Annotated in this window: 12 protein-coding genes; all 12 read right to left on the reverse strand. The window is 60.2% G+C overall.

All coding sequences use genetic code 11. The features are described from left to right. Positions 1-3 precede the first annotated feature (3 nt). Positions 4-1011, reverse strand: coding sequence for an NADH-quinone oxidoreductase subunit NuoH (nuoH, locus tag HDC30_RS09710; RefSeq protein WP_007964859.1), 1008 nt, complete (start codon positions 1009-1011; stop codon positions 4-6). Further along, positions 1008-3722, reverse strand: coding sequence for an NADH-quinone oxidoreductase subunit NuoG (gene nuoG, locus HDC30_RS09715; protein WP_183782658.1), 2715 nt, complete (start codon positions 3720-3722; stop codon positions 1008-1010). The genes nuoH and nuoG overlap by 4 nt, the downstream gene beginning before the upstream one ends. Positions 3723-3858: 136 nt before the next feature. Further along, positions 3859-5214, reverse strand: a complete 1356-nt coding sequence (gene nuoF, locus HDC30_RS09720) for an NADH-quinone oxidoreductase subunit NuoF (protein ID WP_183782660.1) — start codon at positions 5212-5214, stop codon at positions 3859-3861. Beyond that, complete coding sequence (gene nuoE / locus HDC30_RS09725; RefSeq protein WP_003223804.1) at positions 5211-5708, reverse strand: NADH-quinone oxidoreductase subunit NuoE; 498 nt, start codon at positions 5706-5708, stop codon at positions 5211-5213. Before nuoE ends, nuoF begins: the two co-directional genes overlap by 4 nt. Positions 5709-5710: 2 nt before the next feature. Then, positions 5711-7495, reverse strand: a complete 1785-nt coding sequence (gene nuoC, locus HDC30_RS09730; RefSeq protein ID WP_027614664.1) for an NADH-quinone oxidoreductase subunit C/D — start codon at positions 7493-7495, stop codon at positions 5711-5713. 69 nt (positions 7496-7564) lie between these two features. Next, entirely contained in the window at positions 7565-8239 is a 675-nt protein-coding gene (locus HDC30_RS09735) for an NADH-quinone oxidoreductase subunit B family protein (protein ID WP_003223809.1), read from the reverse strand. A 10-nt stretch (positions 8240-8249) separates the two neighbouring features. Beyond that, positions 8250-8663, reverse strand: a complete 414-nt coding sequence (locus HDC30_RS09740; RefSeq protein WP_003223812.1) for an NADH-quinone oxidoreductase subunit A — start codon at positions 8661-8663, stop codon at positions 8250-8252. A 645-nt stretch (positions 8664-9308) separates the two neighbouring features. Beyond that, entirely contained in the window at positions 9309-10634 is a 1326-nt protein-coding gene (aceA, locus tag HDC30_RS09745; protein ID WP_003223815.1) for an isocitrate lyase, read from the reverse strand. A 473-nt stretch (positions 10635-11107) separates the two neighbouring features. Then, positions 11108-11869, reverse strand: a complete 762-nt coding sequence (locus HDC30_RS09750) for a secretin N-terminal domain-containing protein (RefSeq protein ID WP_183782662.1) — start codon at positions 11867-11869, stop codon at positions 11108-11110. Between the two features lie 278 nt (positions 11870-12147). Further along, positions 12148-12573 carry a GNAT family N-acetyltransferase gene (locus HDC30_RS09755; RefSeq protein WP_003223818.1) on the reverse strand — a complete coding sequence of 142 codons (426 nt, stop codon included), beginning with the start codon at positions 12571-12573 and terminating at the stop codon, positions 12148-12150. Continuing rightward, positions 12566-13738 carry a cupin domain-containing protein gene (locus HDC30_RS09760; RefSeq protein ID WP_115990176.1) on the reverse strand — a complete coding sequence of 391 codons (1173 nt, stop codon included), beginning with the start codon at positions 13736-13738 and terminating at the stop codon, positions 12566-12568. The genes HDC30_RS09755 and HDC30_RS09760 overlap by 8 nt, the downstream gene beginning before the upstream one ends. An 86-nt stretch (positions 13739-13824) precedes the next feature. Next, positions 13825-15195, reverse strand: a complete 1371-nt coding sequence (purB, locus tag HDC30_RS09765; protein WP_027614666.1) for an adenylosuccinate lyase — start codon at positions 15193-15195, stop codon at positions 13825-13827. Positions 15196-15255 lie beyond the last annotated feature (60 nt).

The following is a 15255-nucleotide window of genomic DNA, read 5'->3' on the forward strand; positions in this document are numbered from 1 at the left end:
TCCTCACTGAACCGCAACCGCAGGTGTGTTCCACAACACAACCGCAGCGGTTATCAGCAAATTGATCAGGGTCAGTGGCAGGCAGAATTTCCAGCTGAAATCCATCACCTGGTCATAACGCGGACGCGGGATGGAAGCGCGCAGCAGGATGAACAGCATGATGAAGAACGCGGTCTTCAGTGCGAACCAGACGAAGGACAGTTGCGGCAGGATGCCGAACGGACCGTGCCAGCCACCGAAGAACAGGGTGACCAGCAGCGCCGAGATCAGGATGATGCCGATGTATTCACCGACGAAGAACATGCCCCATTTCATACCGGCGTATTCAATGTGGTAACCGTCGGCCAGTTCCTGTTCCGCTTCCGGCTGGTCGAACGGGTGACGGTGAGTCACGGCGACGCCTGCGATGAAGAAGGTACAGAAGCCGAAGAACTGCGGAATGATGAACCACAGGTTCTGCGCCTGGTACTCGACGATGTCGCGCATGTTGAACGAGCCGACCTGCACCACGATGCCCATCAGGGCCAGGCCCATGAACACTTCGTAGGACACGGTCTGCGCCGAGGCACGCAAGCTGCCGAGCAGGGCGAACTTGTTGTTGCTCGACCAGCCGGCGAACAGCACCGCGTAGACCGACAGACCAGCCATGGCGAAGAAGAACAGCAGGCCGATGTTCAGATCCGCGACGCCCCAGGTCGGGGTGATCGGGATGATCGCGAACGCGATCAGCAGGGCGGACATGGCCACCACCGGTGCCAGGGTGAAGATCACCTTGTCGGCAAACGGCGGGGTCCAGTCTTCCTTGAAGAACATCTTCAGCATGTCGGCGGCGATCTGGAACATGCCGAACGGGCCAACGCGGTTCGGGCCGTAACGATCCTGCCACCAGCCCAGCAGGCGACGTTCGACAAAGCTGAGCAACGCGCCCGCGACCACAACGGCCAGCAGAATCACGATGGCTTTGATGACCGTCAGGATCACATCGATCACTTCAGGGGTGAACCAGGTCATTGCGCTGCCTCCTGCAGACCGTCGACGGACACGCCGGCGAATGCCGGTGGAATGCCGGCGATGCCCGCAGGCAAGGCCACCAGACCAGCGCCCAGTTCTTCATTGATGCGCAGCGGCAGACGCAGGGTCTGGCCGGCCACGTTCAGGCTCAGCAGAGCACCGTCGTTGACGCCCAGGCGATCCGCTTCGGATTTGGCCAGCGCCACGTACGGAGCCGGGATGCGTTCCTGTACCGGTGCGGCTTTCGACGAGTTTTCGTCGCTGCCGAACAGGTGGTAGAACGGCACGGCCTGCCAGGTGCCCGGCGCCGGGTTGAATGCGCGCGGAGCGGCAGCGAACCAGTTCAGCGAATCACCGGTGCTTTCGATCAGCCGGGTGCCCGGGTCGCCAGCACGCAGGTGACCGCCGACTTCGTCCTGGAACTTGTTCCAGGCTTGCGGCGAGTTCCAGCCCGGCGACCAGGCGAACGGCACTTGCTGACGCGGTTCGGCCGAGCCCGAGTAACCTTCCATGGAGAAGGCGAACGCGGTGTCTTTGTCTTGCGGGGTGCGCGGTTCGTGAACGCTGATGTCGGCGCGCATCGCGGTGCGACCGGAATAACGCAGTGGCTCACGCGCCAGTTTCAGACCCTTGATGCGGAACGCGGCAGACGGCGCGGCGTCGACGATACGCGCCAGTTGCTCGGTGCTCGAAGCCACGGCAGCGGTGACGTGGTCGAGTTGCGTCCAGTCGATCGGCTGGTTCAGCAGGGTCGAGCGCAGGGCGTGCAGCCAGCGCCAGCCTTCATGAACCAGGATGCTCGCATCCATGTATTGCGGATCGAAAACCTGGAAGAAGCGCTGGGCGCGGCCTTCCTGGCTGACCAGCGTACCGTCGCCTTCAGCGAAGCTCGCCGCTGGCAGCACCAGTTGCGCGCGGTCGGTGGTGGCGGTTTTCTGGTGGTCGGCAACGATCACTACTTTCGCAGCGCTCAGTGCGGCATCGACCTTGGCTTTCGAGGTGCGGGTGTACAGATCGTTTTCCAGCACGACGATGGCGTCGGCCTTGCCGTCGATCACGGCTTGCAGCGCCGCGTCGACCGATTCGCCACCGAGCATGGCCAGGCCAAGGCTGTTGGCTTCCGGCACGATCAGGCTGATCGAACCGTTCTTCTCGCGCAGCTTCAGGGCCTTGGCGATGTTCGCAGCGGCTTCGATCAAGGCTTTGGAACCCAGCGAAGTACCGGCGATGATCAGCGGACGTTTGGCCGCGAGCAGGGCGTCGGCAATGCGCTTGGCCAGTTCCAGTGCTTCAGCATCCAGACCTTCAACGGCCGGTGCGCTGGCATCCAGTGCGTGGGCCACAGCGAAGCCGATGCGCGCCAGATCGTCCGGAGCGGCGTGAACGCACTCTTCCGCGATGTCGTCGAGCTTGGTTTCCGCCAGGCTGGCGATGAACAGCGGGTTCAGTTCGTGCTGACCGATGTTCTTCACTGCGGCGTCGAGCCATGGCTGAACGCGCATGGCTTCGGCCATGTCTTCAGCTTTGCCCTTGACCGACTGACGCAGGGACAGCGCCATACGGGCGGCGGTCTGGGTCAGGTCTTCACCGAGGACGAACACGGCGTCGTGGTCTTCGATGTCGCGCATGTTCGGCACGGGCAGCGGGCTGTCTTTGAGCACTTGCAGGACCAGACGGATGCGCTCCAGTTCGGAGGCTTCGATACCGGAGTAGAAATGCTCGGCGCCTACCAGTTCACGCAGCGCGTAGTTGCTTTCGAGGCTGGCACGCGGCGAACCGATACCGACGATATTGCGCCCGCGCAGCAGATCGGCTGCCTTGTCCAGCGCCTGATCCAGGCCCAGCTTGGTGCCGTCGGCCAGCAGTGGCTGACGTGGACGGTCGGTGCGGTTGACGTAGCCATAACCGAAACGGCCACGGTCGCACAGGAAGTACTGGTTCACCGAACCGTTGAAACGGTTTTCGATGCGACGCAGTTCGCCGTAACGCTCGCCCGGGGAAATGTTGCAACCGCTGGAGCAGCCATGGCAGATGCTCGGCGAGAACTGCATGTCCCATTTACGGTTGTAGCGCTCGGAGTGAGTCTTGTCGGTGAACACACCGGTCGGGCAGACCTCGGTGAGGTTGCCGGAGAACTCGCTTTCGAGGGTGCCGTCTTCAACGCGACCGAAGTACACGTTGTCGTGGGCGCCGAACACACCGAGGTCGGTGCCGCCGGCGTAGTCCTTGTAGAAACGCACGCAGCGATAGCAGGCGATGCAGCGGTTCATTTCGTGGGAAATGAACGGGCCCAGTTGCTGGTTCTGGTGGGTGCGTTTGGTGAAGCGATAACGGCGCTCGTTGTGGCCGGTCATCACCGTCATGTCTTGCAGGTGGCAGTGACCGCCTTCTTCGCACACAGGGCAGTCGTGCGGGTGGTTGGTCATCAGCCATTCGACAACACTGGCGCGGAACGCCTTGGATTCTTCATCGTCGATGGAGATCCAGGTGTTGTCGGTGGCAGGGGTCATGCAGGACATGACGATGCGACCACGGGTGTCGTTCTCGTCGGTGTACTGCTTGACCGCGCACTGGCGGCAGGCCCCGACGCTACCAAGCGCGGGGTGCCAGCAGAAATAAGGGATGTCGAGGCCCAGCGACAGACATGCCTGTAACAGGTTGTCTGCCCCGTCGACTTCGAGCGCTTTGCCGTCTACGTGGATAGTGGCCATGGTTCAAAGGTCTTCGTTGGCCCGGTGTCAGCGGGCGTGGCTAATGGAATCTTGTTATCCGTCCGAATCCAGTCAGCCCCGAAAGGCGTCATCGGACGAAAGGCGAAGGGCACGGACCCTTCGCCTTTTTAAGCGTTTACGCGCCGATTACGATCGGCCTTGCCAGAGGCGGGACGGCGGCGCTTGCAGGCGCGATACCGGCTTCGAACTCTGGACGGAAGTATTTGATGGCACTGCCCAGCGGCTCCACGGCACCCGGTGCGTGAGCACAGAAGGTCTTGCCTGGGCCGAGGAAGCCGACCAGACCCAGCAGGGTCTCGATGTCGCCTGGCTGACCGCGGCCTTCTTCGATGGCCATCAAGAGCTTGACGCTCCATGGCAGGCCATCACGGCACGGGGTGCAGAAGCCGCAGGATTCGCGAGCGAAGAACTGCTCCACATTGCGCAGCAAGGAAACCATGTTGACGCTGTCGTCCACCGCCATGGCCAGGCCGGTACCCATCCGGGTGCCCACTTTGGCGATGCCGCCGGCATACATTTGCGCGTCGAGGTGTTCTGGCAGGAGGAAACCGGTACCGGCACCACCTGGCTGCCAGGCCTTGAGCTTGTAACCGTCGCGCATGCCACCAGCGTAGTCTTCGAACAGTTCGCGACCGGTGACGCCGAATGGCAGCTCCCACAGACCCGGATTCTTGACCTTGCCGGAGAAGCCCATGAGTTTGGTGCCCATGTCTTCGCTGCCTTCGCGGGCCAACGATTTGTACCATTCAACGCCGTCGGCAATGATCGCCGGCACGTTGCACAGGGTTTCGACGTTGTTCACGCAGGTCGGCTTGCCCCACACGCCGACGGCGGCAGGGAAGGGCGGCTTGGAGCGCGGGTTGGCGCGGCGGCCTTCGAGGGAGTTGATCAGTGCGGTTTCTTCACCGCAGATGTAACGCCCGGCGCCGGTGTGGACGAACAGTTCGAAGTCGAAACCGCTGCCCAGAATGTTCTTGCCCAGCAGGCCTGCAGCCTTGGCTTCTTCCACGGCACGATTCAAGTGCTTGGCGGCGGTGGTGTACTCGCCACGCAGGAAGATGTAGCCACGGTAGGTTTTCAGTGCGCGGGCACTGATCAGCATGCCTTCGATCAGCAGATGGGGCAGTTGCTCCATCAGCATGCGGTCTTTCCAGGTGTTCGGCTCCATCTCGTCCGCGTTGCACAGCAGGTAGCGGATGTTGATGGATTCGTCCTTAGGCATCAGGCCCCACTTCACGCCAGTGGGGAAGCCTGCACCGCCGCGGCCTTTGAGGCCGGCGTCTTTCACGGTCTGGACGATGTCGTCCTGAGCCATGTCGGCGAAGGCCTTGCGCGCAGCGGCGTAACCGTTCTTGGCCTGGTATTCGTCGAGCCACACGGCTTCGCCGTCGTCACGCAGACGCCAGGTCAGCGGGTGAGTCTCGGCCGAACGCTTGATGCGGTTGGCGGGACCGAAAGATGTCAGGGTCATACGTAGCCCTCGAGCAGTTTGGCCACGCCGGCAGGCTGCACGTCGCCAAAGGTGTCGTCGTCGATCATCAGCGCCGGTGCCTTGTCGCAGTTGCCGAGGCAGCAGACAGGCAGCAGGGTGAAACGACCGTCGGCGGTGGTCTGACCCAGGCCGATGCCCAGATTGTTCTGGATTTCGCTGACCACCGACTCGTGGCCGCCGATGTAGCAGACCATGCTGTCGCAGACGCGAATGATGTGACGGCCGACCGGCTGACGGAAGATCTGGCTATAGAACGTCGCCACACCTTCAACGTCGCTGGCCGGGATGCCGAGGATCTCGCCGATCGCGTACAGGGCGCCATCCGGCACCCAGCCGCGTTCCTTCTGAACGATCTTCAGGGCTTCGATCGACGCCGCGCGCGGGTCTTCGTAGTGATGCAGCTCGTGCTCGATGGCCGAGCGCTCTGTTTCACTCAAGGTGAAACGGTCTGTCTGGATAAGCGTGCTGTTCATGCTTAGCGGTCCACGTCGGCCATAACGAAGTCGATACTACCCAGGTACGCAATCAAGTCCGCGACCATGCTGCCTTTGATCACCGAAGGGATCTGTTGCAGGTGCGGGAAGCTCGGAGTACGGATCCGGGTACGGTAGCTCATGGTGCCGCCGTCGCTCGTCAGGTAATAACTGTTGATGCCCTTGGTCGCTTCGATCATCTGGAAGGATTCGTTGGCCGGCATGACCGGGCCCCACGAAACTTGCAGGAAGTGCGTAATCAGGGTTTCGATGTGCTGCAGCGTGCGCTCTTTCGGCGGCGGCGTGGTCAGCGGGTGATCCGCCTTGTACGGGCCTTCCGGCATGTTGCGCATGCACTGGTCGATGATCTTGATGCTCTGGCGCATCTCCTCGACGCGGACCATGCAGCGATCGTAGGCATCGCCATTGGCGGCCAGCGGTACTTCGAATTCGAAGTTCTCGTAGCCGGAGTATGGACGCGCTTTGCGCAGGTCGAAGTCGCAACCGGTCGAACGCAGGCCGGCACCGGTGACACCCCATTCCAGGGCTTCTTTGGTGTTGTACTGCGCGACGCCGATGGTCCGGCCTTTGAGGATGCTGTTCTGCAGGGCAGCCTTGGTGTATTCGTCGAGGCGCTTCGGCAGCCATTCAACGAAGTCTTTCACCAGTTTGTCCCAGCCGCGCGGCAGGTCGTGGGCGACGCCACCGATGCGGTACCAGGCCGGGTGCAGGCGGAAACCGGTGATGGCTTCGATCACCGTGTACGCCTTCTGGCGGTCGGTGAAGGTGAAGAACACCGGGGTCATGGCGCCGACGTCCTGGATGTAGGTACCCAGGAACAGCAGGTGACTGGTGATCCGGAAGAACTCGGCCATCATGATGCGGATGACGTCGACCTTCTCTGGCACCTTGATACCGGCCAGCTTTTCGACCGAGAGCACGTACGGCAGGTTGTTCATCACGCCGCCGAGGTAGTCGATACGGTCGGTGTACGGGATGAAACTGTGCCAGGACTGACGCTCGGCCATCTTCTCGGCACCACGGTGGTGGTAACCGATGTCTGGTACGCAGTCGACGATCTCTTCGCCATCGAGTTGCAGAATGATGCGGAACGCACCGTGAGCCGAAGGGTGGTTCGGGCCCAGGTTGAGGAACATGTAGTCCTCGTTGGCCCCGGAACGCTTCATGCCCCAGTCTTCAGGACGGAAGCGCGCAGCTTCTTCCTCAAGCTGCTGCTTGGCGAGGTTGAGGCTGAACGGATCGAATTCGGTGGCGCGCGCCGGGAAGTCCTTGCGCAGCGGGTGACCTTCCCAGGTCGGCGGCATCATGATGCGCGACAGGTGCGGGTGGCCTTTGAAGTCGATGCCGTACATGTCCCAGACTTCACGCTCGTACCAGTTGGCGTTCGGCCAGATGCTGGTGACGGTCGGCAAGCTCAGGTCGCTTTCGGACAAGGCGACTTTGATCATCACGTCACTATTACGCTCAAGCGACATGAGGTGATAGAACACGGTGAAGTCGGCGCCCGATGGCAGCCCTTGACGCTTGGTGCGCAGGCGCTCGTCCACGCCGTGCAGGTCATAGAGCATGACGTACGGCTTGGGCAGGTTGCGCAGGAAGGTCAGGACTTCGACAAGTCTGGCGCGCGCCACCCACAGCACCGGCATGCCGGTGCGGGTCGACTGAGCGGTGAACGCTTCGGCGCCAAAACGGTTGTTCAATTCGACGACCACATCCTGGTCGTCTGCCTTATAAGGCGGGATGTACAGAGCGCTGCCTGTAGTCATGGTTATTTTTTCGCTTTCGGTCAACGTAAAGAATGAAGCCAGCTTCTCGTTTCTTTGAAACAGACTGGATCAGACTTCGTCAGGGCTGCGCAGATTGGTGACTGCGATTCGCTGTTCGCGGCGCTGTTCCTTTTGCGAAGGCATGTCGGCGCGATAAACGCCTTGGTCGCCAACGACCCAGGAAAGCGGACGACGCTCCTGTCCAATCGATTCCTGCAACAGCATCAAGCCTTGCAGGAATGCTTCTGGACGAGGCGGGCAGCCAGGTACGTAGACGTCCACGGGCAGGAACTTGTCCACCCCTTGAACCACGGAGTAGATGTCGTACATGCCACCGGAGTTGGCGCACGAACCCATGGAGATAACCCACTTAGGCTCGAGCATCTGCTCGTAGAGACGCTGAATGATCGGCGCCATCTTGATGAAGCAGGTACCGGCGATAACCATGAAGTCGGCCTGACGCGGTGATGCCCGGATAACTTCGGCGCCAAAGCGCGCGATGTCGTGGGGCGCCGTGAAGGCGGTGGTCATTTCCACGTAGCAGCACGAAAGGCCGAAGTTGTACGGCCACAGGGAGTTTTTACGCCCCCAGTTGACCGCGCCACTCAGCACGTCTTCGAGCTTGCCCATGAAAATGTTTTTGTGAACTTGATCCTCTAACGGATCGGAAACGGTTTCCCGTTCGCCGATCGGATACTGCTCGTTAGGAGCATCGGGGTCGATTCTGGTGAGATTGTATTGCATTGCCAAAGCCTCATTGTTTCAGCTTCGCCTGCCGCTTGCGACGAGCTTCCGGAGCCCAGTCAAGGGCGCCCACTCGGAACAGGTAGACAAGACCTGCCAACAGAATTGCTATGAAAACGAGAGCTTCGACGAATCCGGTCCAGCCGCTTTCGCGGACGGACACAGACCATGCAAAGAGAAAGAGGGCTTCGATATCGAAGATCACGAACAGCATCGCGACCAGATAGAATTTGGCTGAGAGCCGCAAGCGGGCGCCACCTGTAGGTAGCATGCCGGACTCGAACGGTTCGTTTTTGCTGCGGCCCCAGGCTTTTGACCCGAGGAGGCTGGAGACGCCAAGCATGAAGGCACACAGGCCGACGACACCCAGAAGGAAAATGGCAAAGCCCCAGTTGTGGGCCATGAGTCCTGTCGCTTCGGGCATGCTGGTAATCCTTAACAGAGAGCAAAGGTCTCTGAGCTTGATAAAGAAATAGGCAGTGACGATATGTCGCAGCAATCAATCGCGCTGATTTTATGGCTAAACACCCGGCAAGTAAAATTCCTATAGCGAAATTATTTATTGGAATAAGGACATAGCGTACCTCCAATGCCCTGCAGCCCATGCGTTGCGGGCATTAGCCGGGTTTATGCAAATAATGTTTTGTAGGGAATGTAACGAACATAGTTGCGGCTAAATGATAATTGATATCGTTTGCAGGGGTTTTGTAACTGTTTAGCGGTGCAGTAAACAGAAAGTTGTCTTATATGCCTGTTACTGCAAGTAGCGGTGGCGCCCGTTTTAGCTGATTTTTCTGACGTGTGTACCGCTCTGGATCAATGTTTTGTCTCGCAGGCTGAAGACGAAACCTGTGGGAGCGAGCCTGCTCGCGAATGCGGTGAGTCAGTCGCCGCATGTGCAACCTGACGCTACGCTTTCGCGAGCAGGCTCGCTCCCACAGGAGTGTTGGATTTCTGTGAAAGTGTCGTAGGCAAAAAAACGCCCCGAACCAGTCGGGGCGTCAGTTTTGCGGCTTTGCGGTTAGTTTTCTATACGATCCGCAAAGGCCGTTTGCTCAGCGAAGTCGAATCAGTGGAACTGTTCTTCTTCGGTCGAACCGGTCAGCGCGGTCACCGAGGACGAGCCACCCTGAATCACGGTGGTCATGTCGTCGAAGTAGCCGGTGCCCACTTCCTGCTGGTGAGCCACGAAGGTGTAACCCTTGGCGGCGTCAGCGAATTCCTGCTCCTGCAGCTTCACGTAGGCAGTCATGTCGTTGCGGGCGTAGTCGTGCGCCAGGTTGAACATGCTGTGCCACATGTTGTGAATGCCGGCCAGGGTGATGAACTGGTGCTTGTAACCCATGGCGGACAGTTCGCGCTGGAACTTGGCGATGGTCGCGTCGTCCAGGTTTTTCTTCCAGTTGAAGGAAGGCGAGCAGTTGTACGACAGCAGTTGGTCCGGGTATTCCTTCTTGATCGCTTCAGCGAAGCGACGGGCTTCTTCCAGATCCGGTTTGGCGGTTTCGCACCAGATCAGGTCAGCGTACGGTGCGTAGGCCAGGCCACGGGCAATCGCCTGATCCAGACCGGCGCGTACCTTGTAGAAGCCTTCCTGAGTACGCTCGCCAGTCACGAACGGCTGGTCGTACGGATCGCAGTCGGAAGTCAGCAGGTCAGCCGCGTTGGCGTCGGTACGCGCCAGGATGATGGTCGGCGTGCCGGCAACGTCAGCAGCCAGACGGGCGGCGGTCAGCTTCTGTACAGCTTCCTGAGTTGGAACCAGTACCTTGCCGCCCATGTGGCCGCATTTTTTCACGGAAGCCAGTTGGTCTTCGAAGTGAACGCCGGCGGCGCCTGCTTCGATCATGCTCTTCATCAACTCGTAGGCGTTCAGTACGCCGCCGAAACCGGCTTCAGCGTCAGCCACGATTGGCGCGAAGTAGTCGATGTAGCCTTCGTCGCCCGGGTTCTTGCCGGCTTTCCACTGGATCTGGTCAGCACGACGGAACGAGTTGTTGATGCGCTTGACCACGGTTGGCACCGAGTCCACCGGGTACAGCGACTGGTCCGGGTACATCGATTCTGCGGAGTTGTTGTCCGCAGCCACTTGCCAGCCCGACAGGTAGATCGCCTGGATACCGGCCTTGACCTGCTGAACAGCCTGGCCACCGGTCAGGGCGCCCATGCAGTTGACGAAATCTTTCTCTGGGCGGAAGGACGGCTTGGCACCCTGGGTCACCAGGTTCCACAGCTTCTCGGCGCCCATTTTCGCAAAGGTGTGCTCAGGTTGAACCGAGCCACGCAGACGGACGACGTCAGCAGCGGAATAAGTGCGAGTCACGCCTTTCCAGCGCGGGTTTTCAGCCCAGTCTTTTTCAAGGGCTGCAATTTGCTGTTCGCGTGTCAGTGCCATGGAGATAAACCTCGTCGCGTCTTTATGAAAAGTTGTTCTGCGGTAGAAAATTCCTGCGCTCGCTGACCAGAAGCTTAGGTGGTCAAGTCGGATTTGGCGGGGTAGGCGACGGGATGAACGATGGGCTCGAGGGGAAGTGAGCAGGTAGTGGCGGACTGCGGGCGCATTCGGGCGTCGTGGGCCTTTATACGGACTACAGCGTGAAGCCGGGTTACCTAAATACGCTTCCGTCCCTCGGGACAACTTCGTTCCAGTCGGCAACCTCGTCAAACACACCTTGTGGGCGGTACAGACACGAAGCGGTTCGCGGGGTAGGTGCGAACATCGCTTCGAAGGCCCTTGCCAGGGCCTCTGATTAGCGGGAGCGAGGCCATCATGCCTTCGCTTTTTTGGCTCGTCAAACGTTTTGTAGTGCTTTTTTTCAAGCACTACATCTTTCGTCTAATACGACTAATCAGTCAGTTTTCGGTGCTTTAGTCCAGGGCGTCGACTTTGACCCGTAAAGTCATGTCATCTCGGCCTTGAGTCGAGTAGCTGCGGGTCAGGCCCTGTTTGTCGGCCTGGGTTTCACGGTTTACGCCGGCGAGGGTGATCCATTCGCCCAGGCGTCCGCTGACCGTTGTGTCGGTACTTTGCACGTTCACTACATCGGCGCGTTCCTGGCTCATGCGGTCACGGTTGGTACTGATTGCCAGGTGAACGATGTCGCCGGTGACGCTGGCGGTGACGTAGAAGCCTTGGGTGACGTTACGGTATTGGGTCTGGCTGCTGTAGTCGCCGTAGGAGTTGGTCTGGCTGCTGGTGATCGGCACACTTTGGCCGACCTGAATCAGCGCCGGCATGCCGTCGGTAGCCTGTACTTGCTGCACGCCGCCGTCACGGCTGGCGGTGCTGCGGCTGATAATGCGGGTCTGATTCGGCTGCGCGCCGTTGACCGAGTAGCCTTCATCGCCGCGACCGTTGTTTTCATCGGTATCAACCGTGATCAACAGGCGTTTGGGCGCAGTATCGAGCTGGGTAATCAGCGCCTTGAGTTCCTGAATCTTGTCCGGCTCGGCCTTGATGATCAGTTGGTTGCCATAGGCGCTGACCTGACCGTCCTTGCCGATAAAGTCTTGCGCCATCGGCAGCATGTCGGCGCTGGTGCGGTAGTTGAGGGGCACGATTTCTGTGGCTGCCATCACCGAAAAACTGCAACCGAGCAGCAGGGTGGTGAGCAGGGTGCGTAGGGACATGTCCGTTATCTCCGCTTTCGAAAGGCTTGATATTGCCAGTTTGTCGGCCCGGGGTGGGGCAAGTTGAATCGTAGACAGCAAAACGCCCCGGCATCGGAAAATGGCGGGGCGTTTTGAGGGGGGCTCAAGAGCCTTTGTGGTGAGGGGATTTATCCCCGATGGGCTGCGAAGCAGACCTGAAATTTTGGGGCCGCTCCGCGACCCATCGGGGATAAATCCCCTCACCACAGGATCTCCAGAGATCACAAAATCTCCAGAAATTACAGGATCACTTCAGGTCAGGCCGAATGCCGAACCATATCGACATGCGGAATCCCGGCTTCGAGGAATTCCTCGCTGACCAGGCTGAAGCCCAGGCGCTCATAGAACGCCGTGGCCTGTACCTGGGCGCTGAGCATCTGCTGCTGCAGGCCGCGGGCTTCGGCTTCGGCGATGACCGCTTGCATCAGCGCATCGCCCACCTTCATCCCGCGCCAGTCCTTCAGTACCGAAACCCGACCAATGTGCCCGTCGGGCAACAGGCGGGCGGTACCGATCGGAAAGTCGCCTTCGAACGCCAGAAAATGCACGGCGGTCGCGTCATCGGCGTCCCATTCCAGCTCGGGTGGCACCGATTGTTCGGCGATGAACACCGTTTCACGAATGCGCCGGATCTCGGCGTTGTCCTTTTGCCAGTCTGCGACACGTACGCGAATCTTATTCATCGGCAAATCCCAGGCTGCCTTGTTTGAGCAGCTCGCACAGCAGGCCGCGACCGTCTTCGTCGTTCAGCCACTCGCCGAGGTTGTCGACATGCAGCGCATCGGCGGCGCAGATCATCTTCAGCAGCTCGCGCAGCTTGCCCGGCAGGTAACGGCTCTGGCCGCTGGCGAACAGCAGCAGGTCGTCATCGACTTCCGACCAGGCCAGACGCGCGCTCGGGTTGCGGATCAGCACTGCGCCGTCCTGCAGAGCGTTGAGGAAGTCATCTTCTTCAACGTCTTCCGGGCCGACCACCAGTTCCGGGTAGCGCGGTTCGGTCATGTACTGGCCGAACCAGGTCAGCAGCAGGCGCTCGTCGCTCATGTGCTCGGCAAGCAGGCTTTTCAGGCGGCCGAGTGCGTCGTGCTGGATCTGATGTGGATCATCGCTGACCGGTTTCGCATCGGCGTCGGTGTAGCGTTCTTCGTCAGTCAGGAACTGACTGAGGAAGTCGGTGAAGTGGGTCAGTACTTCAGAAGCGCTCGGCGCGCGGAAGCCGACCGAGTAGGTCATGCAGTTGTCGACGGCGACACCGCAGTGGGCCAGGCGCGGTGGCAGGTAAAGCATGTCGCCCGGTTCCAGCACCCATTCTTCGGTCTCGTGGAATTCGGCGAGGATGCGCAGATCCGCGTGTTGCAGCAGCGGGCTGTCGGAGTCGCACATCTGGCCGATTTTCCAGTTGCGCTGGCCGTGGCCTTGCAGCAGGAACACGTCGTAATTGTCGAAGTGCGGGCCGACGCTGCCACCTGGGGCGGCGAAGCTGATCATCACGTCATCGACGCGCCAGCTCGGCAGGAAGCGGAAGTTTTCCAGCAGTTCGCTGACTTCCGGGACGAATTGGTCAACGGCCTGAACGAGCAGGGTCCACTCTTTTTCCGGCAGCTTGCTGAATTCGTCTTCGGCGAACGGGCCGCGACGCAGCTCCCACGGGCGCTCGCCGTGCTCGATCACCAGGCGCGACTCGACCTCTTCTTCCAGGGCCAGACCGGCCAGTTCGTCGGCGTCGATCGGACTTTCGAAGTCAGGGATGGCCTGACGGATCAGCAGCGGCTTTTTCTGCCAGTAATCGCGCATGAATTCGCGCGCCGTGAGACCGCCCAGAAGTTGAAGAGGAGTATCAGGATTCATGTGTAACCTATTGAAAAAAAGCATTTTTCAGACGGGAATAAAAACGCCCGGCGCGGCCGGGCGTCTCAAACGGGTCAAGCGGTGAATCAGATGCGTTTGGCTTGCGCCACAGCGTTGCCGATGTAGTTGGCCGGGGTCAGCTGTTTCAGCTCGGCTTTCGCTTCGGCTGGCATGTCCAGGCCGTCGATGAAAGTCTGCAGCGCTTCAGGGCTGATGCCCTTGCCGCGGGTCAGTTCTTTGAGCTTTTCGTACGGGTTTTCGATGTTGTAGCGGCGCATCACGGTCTGGATCGGCTCGGCCAATACTTCCCAGCAAGCGTCCAGATCGGCAGCGATCTTGTCAGCGTTGAGCTCGAGTTTGCTGATGCCTTTGAGGCTGGCTTCGTAGGCGATCACGCTGTGAGCAAAGCCCACACCGAGGTTGCGCAGTACGGTGGAGTCGGTCAGGTCGCGCTGCCAGCGGGAGATCGGCAGTTTGCTCGCCAGGTGCTGGAACAGTGCATTGGCGATGCCCAGGTTGCCTTCGGAGTTTTCGAAGTCGATCGGGTTGACCTTGTGCGGCATGGTCGACGAACCGATTTCGCCAGCGATGGTGCGCTGCTTGAAATAACCCAGGGAGATGTAGCCCCAGATGTCACGGTCGAAGTCGATCAGGATGGTGTTGAAGCGCGCGATCGCGTCGAACAGCTCGGCGATGTAGTCGTGCGGTTCGATCTGCGTGGTGTACGGGTTGAAGCCCAGACCCAGCTCGTCTTCGATGAAGGCGCGGGCGTTGGCTTCCCAGTCGATCTGCGGGTAGGCCGACAGGTGCGCGTTGTAGTTGCCCACGGCGCCATTGATCTTGCCCAGCAGCGGCACGGCAGCGACTTGAGCGATCTGACGCTCGAGACGGTAAACCACGTTCGCCAGCTCTTTACCCAGAGTAGTCGGGGAGGCCGGTTGACCGTGGGTGCGCGACAGCATCGGCACGTCGGCGAAACGGATCGCCAGTTCGCGGATGGCGTTGGCAGTCTGGCGCATCAGCGGCAGCATCACGTCGTCACGGCCTTCGCGCAGCATCAGGGCGTGGGACAGGTTGTTGATGTCTTCACTGGTGCAGGCAAAGTGGATGAATTCGCTGACCTTGGCCAGCTCCGGCAGCTTGGCCGCCTGCTCCTTGAGCAGGTATTCGATCGCCTTGACGTCGTGGTTGGTGGTGCGCTCGATCTCTTTGACGCGCTCAGCGTGCTCCAGCGAGAAGTTTTCAGCCAGTTCATTGAGAACGGCGTTGGCCTCGGCGGAGAAGGCTGGCACTTCCGGGATACCGGCGTGGGCGGCTAGGCGCTGGAGCCAGCGCACTTCAACCAGGACGCGGGCACGGATCAGGCCGTACTCGCTGAAAATCGGGCGCAGGGCCTGGGTTTTGCCGGCGTAGCGGCCGTCAACAGGGGAAACCGCAGTGAGCGAAGAGAGCTGCATGGGGTGTTCTCGGACAGTCGGGCAACGAAATGGGGCGCGTATCATACATGAAAAAATCCG

The sequence above is a fragment of the Pseudomonas sp. JAI115 genome, from assembly GCF_014200835.1.
GTDB lineage: Bacteria > Pseudomonadota > Gammaproteobacteria > Pseudomonadales > Pseudomonadaceae > Aquipseudomonas > Aquipseudomonas putida_A.

Excerpts from the sequence above, each read along its gene's own strand:
- nuoH (WP_007964859.1), bottom strand. The coding sequence starts at position 1,011 with ATGACCTGGTTCACCCCTGAAGTGATCGATGTGATCCTGACGGTCATC.
- nuoG (WP_183782658.1), bottom strand. The coding sequence starts at position 3,722 with ATGGCCACTATCCACGTAGACGGCAAAGCGCTCGAAGTCGACGGGGCA.
- nuoF (WP_183782660.1), bottom strand. The coding sequence starts at position 5,214 with ATGACCCTGACATCTTTCGGTCCCGCCAACCGCATCAAGCGTTCGGCC.
- nuoE (WP_003223804.1), bottom strand. The coding sequence starts at position 5,708 with ATGAACAGCACGCTTATCCAGACAGACCGTTTCACCTTGAGTGAAACA.
- nuoC (WP_027614664.1), bottom strand. The coding sequence starts at position 7,495 with ATGACTACAGGCAGCGCTCTGTACATCCCGCCTTATAAGGCAGACGAC.
- HDC30_RS09735 (WP_003223809.1), bottom strand. The coding sequence starts at position 8,239 with ATGCAATACAATCTCACCAGAATCGACCCCGATGCTCCTAACGAGCAG.
- HDC30_RS09740 (WP_003223812.1), bottom strand. The coding sequence starts at position 8,663 with ATGCCCGAAGCGACAGGACTCATGGCCCACAACTGGGGCTTTGCCATT.
- aceA (WP_003223815.1), bottom strand. The coding sequence starts at position 10,634 with ATGGCACTGACACGCGAACAGCAAATTGCAGCCCTTGAAAAAGACTGG.
- HDC30_RS09750 (WP_183782662.1), bottom strand. The coding sequence starts at position 11,869 with ATGTCCCTACGCACCCTGCTCACCACCCTGCTGCTCGGTTGCAGTTTT.
- HDC30_RS09755 (WP_003223818.1), bottom strand. The coding sequence starts at position 12,573 with ATGAATAAGATTCGCGTACGTGTCGCAGACTGGCAAAAGGACAACGCC.
- HDC30_RS09760 (WP_115990176.1), bottom strand. The coding sequence starts at position 13,738 with ATGAATCCTGATACTCCTCTTCAACTTCTGGGCGGTCTCACGGCGCGC.
- purB (WP_027614666.1), bottom strand. The coding sequence starts at position 15,195 with ATGCAGCTCTCTTCGCTCACTGCGGTTTCCCCTGTTGACGGCCGCTAC.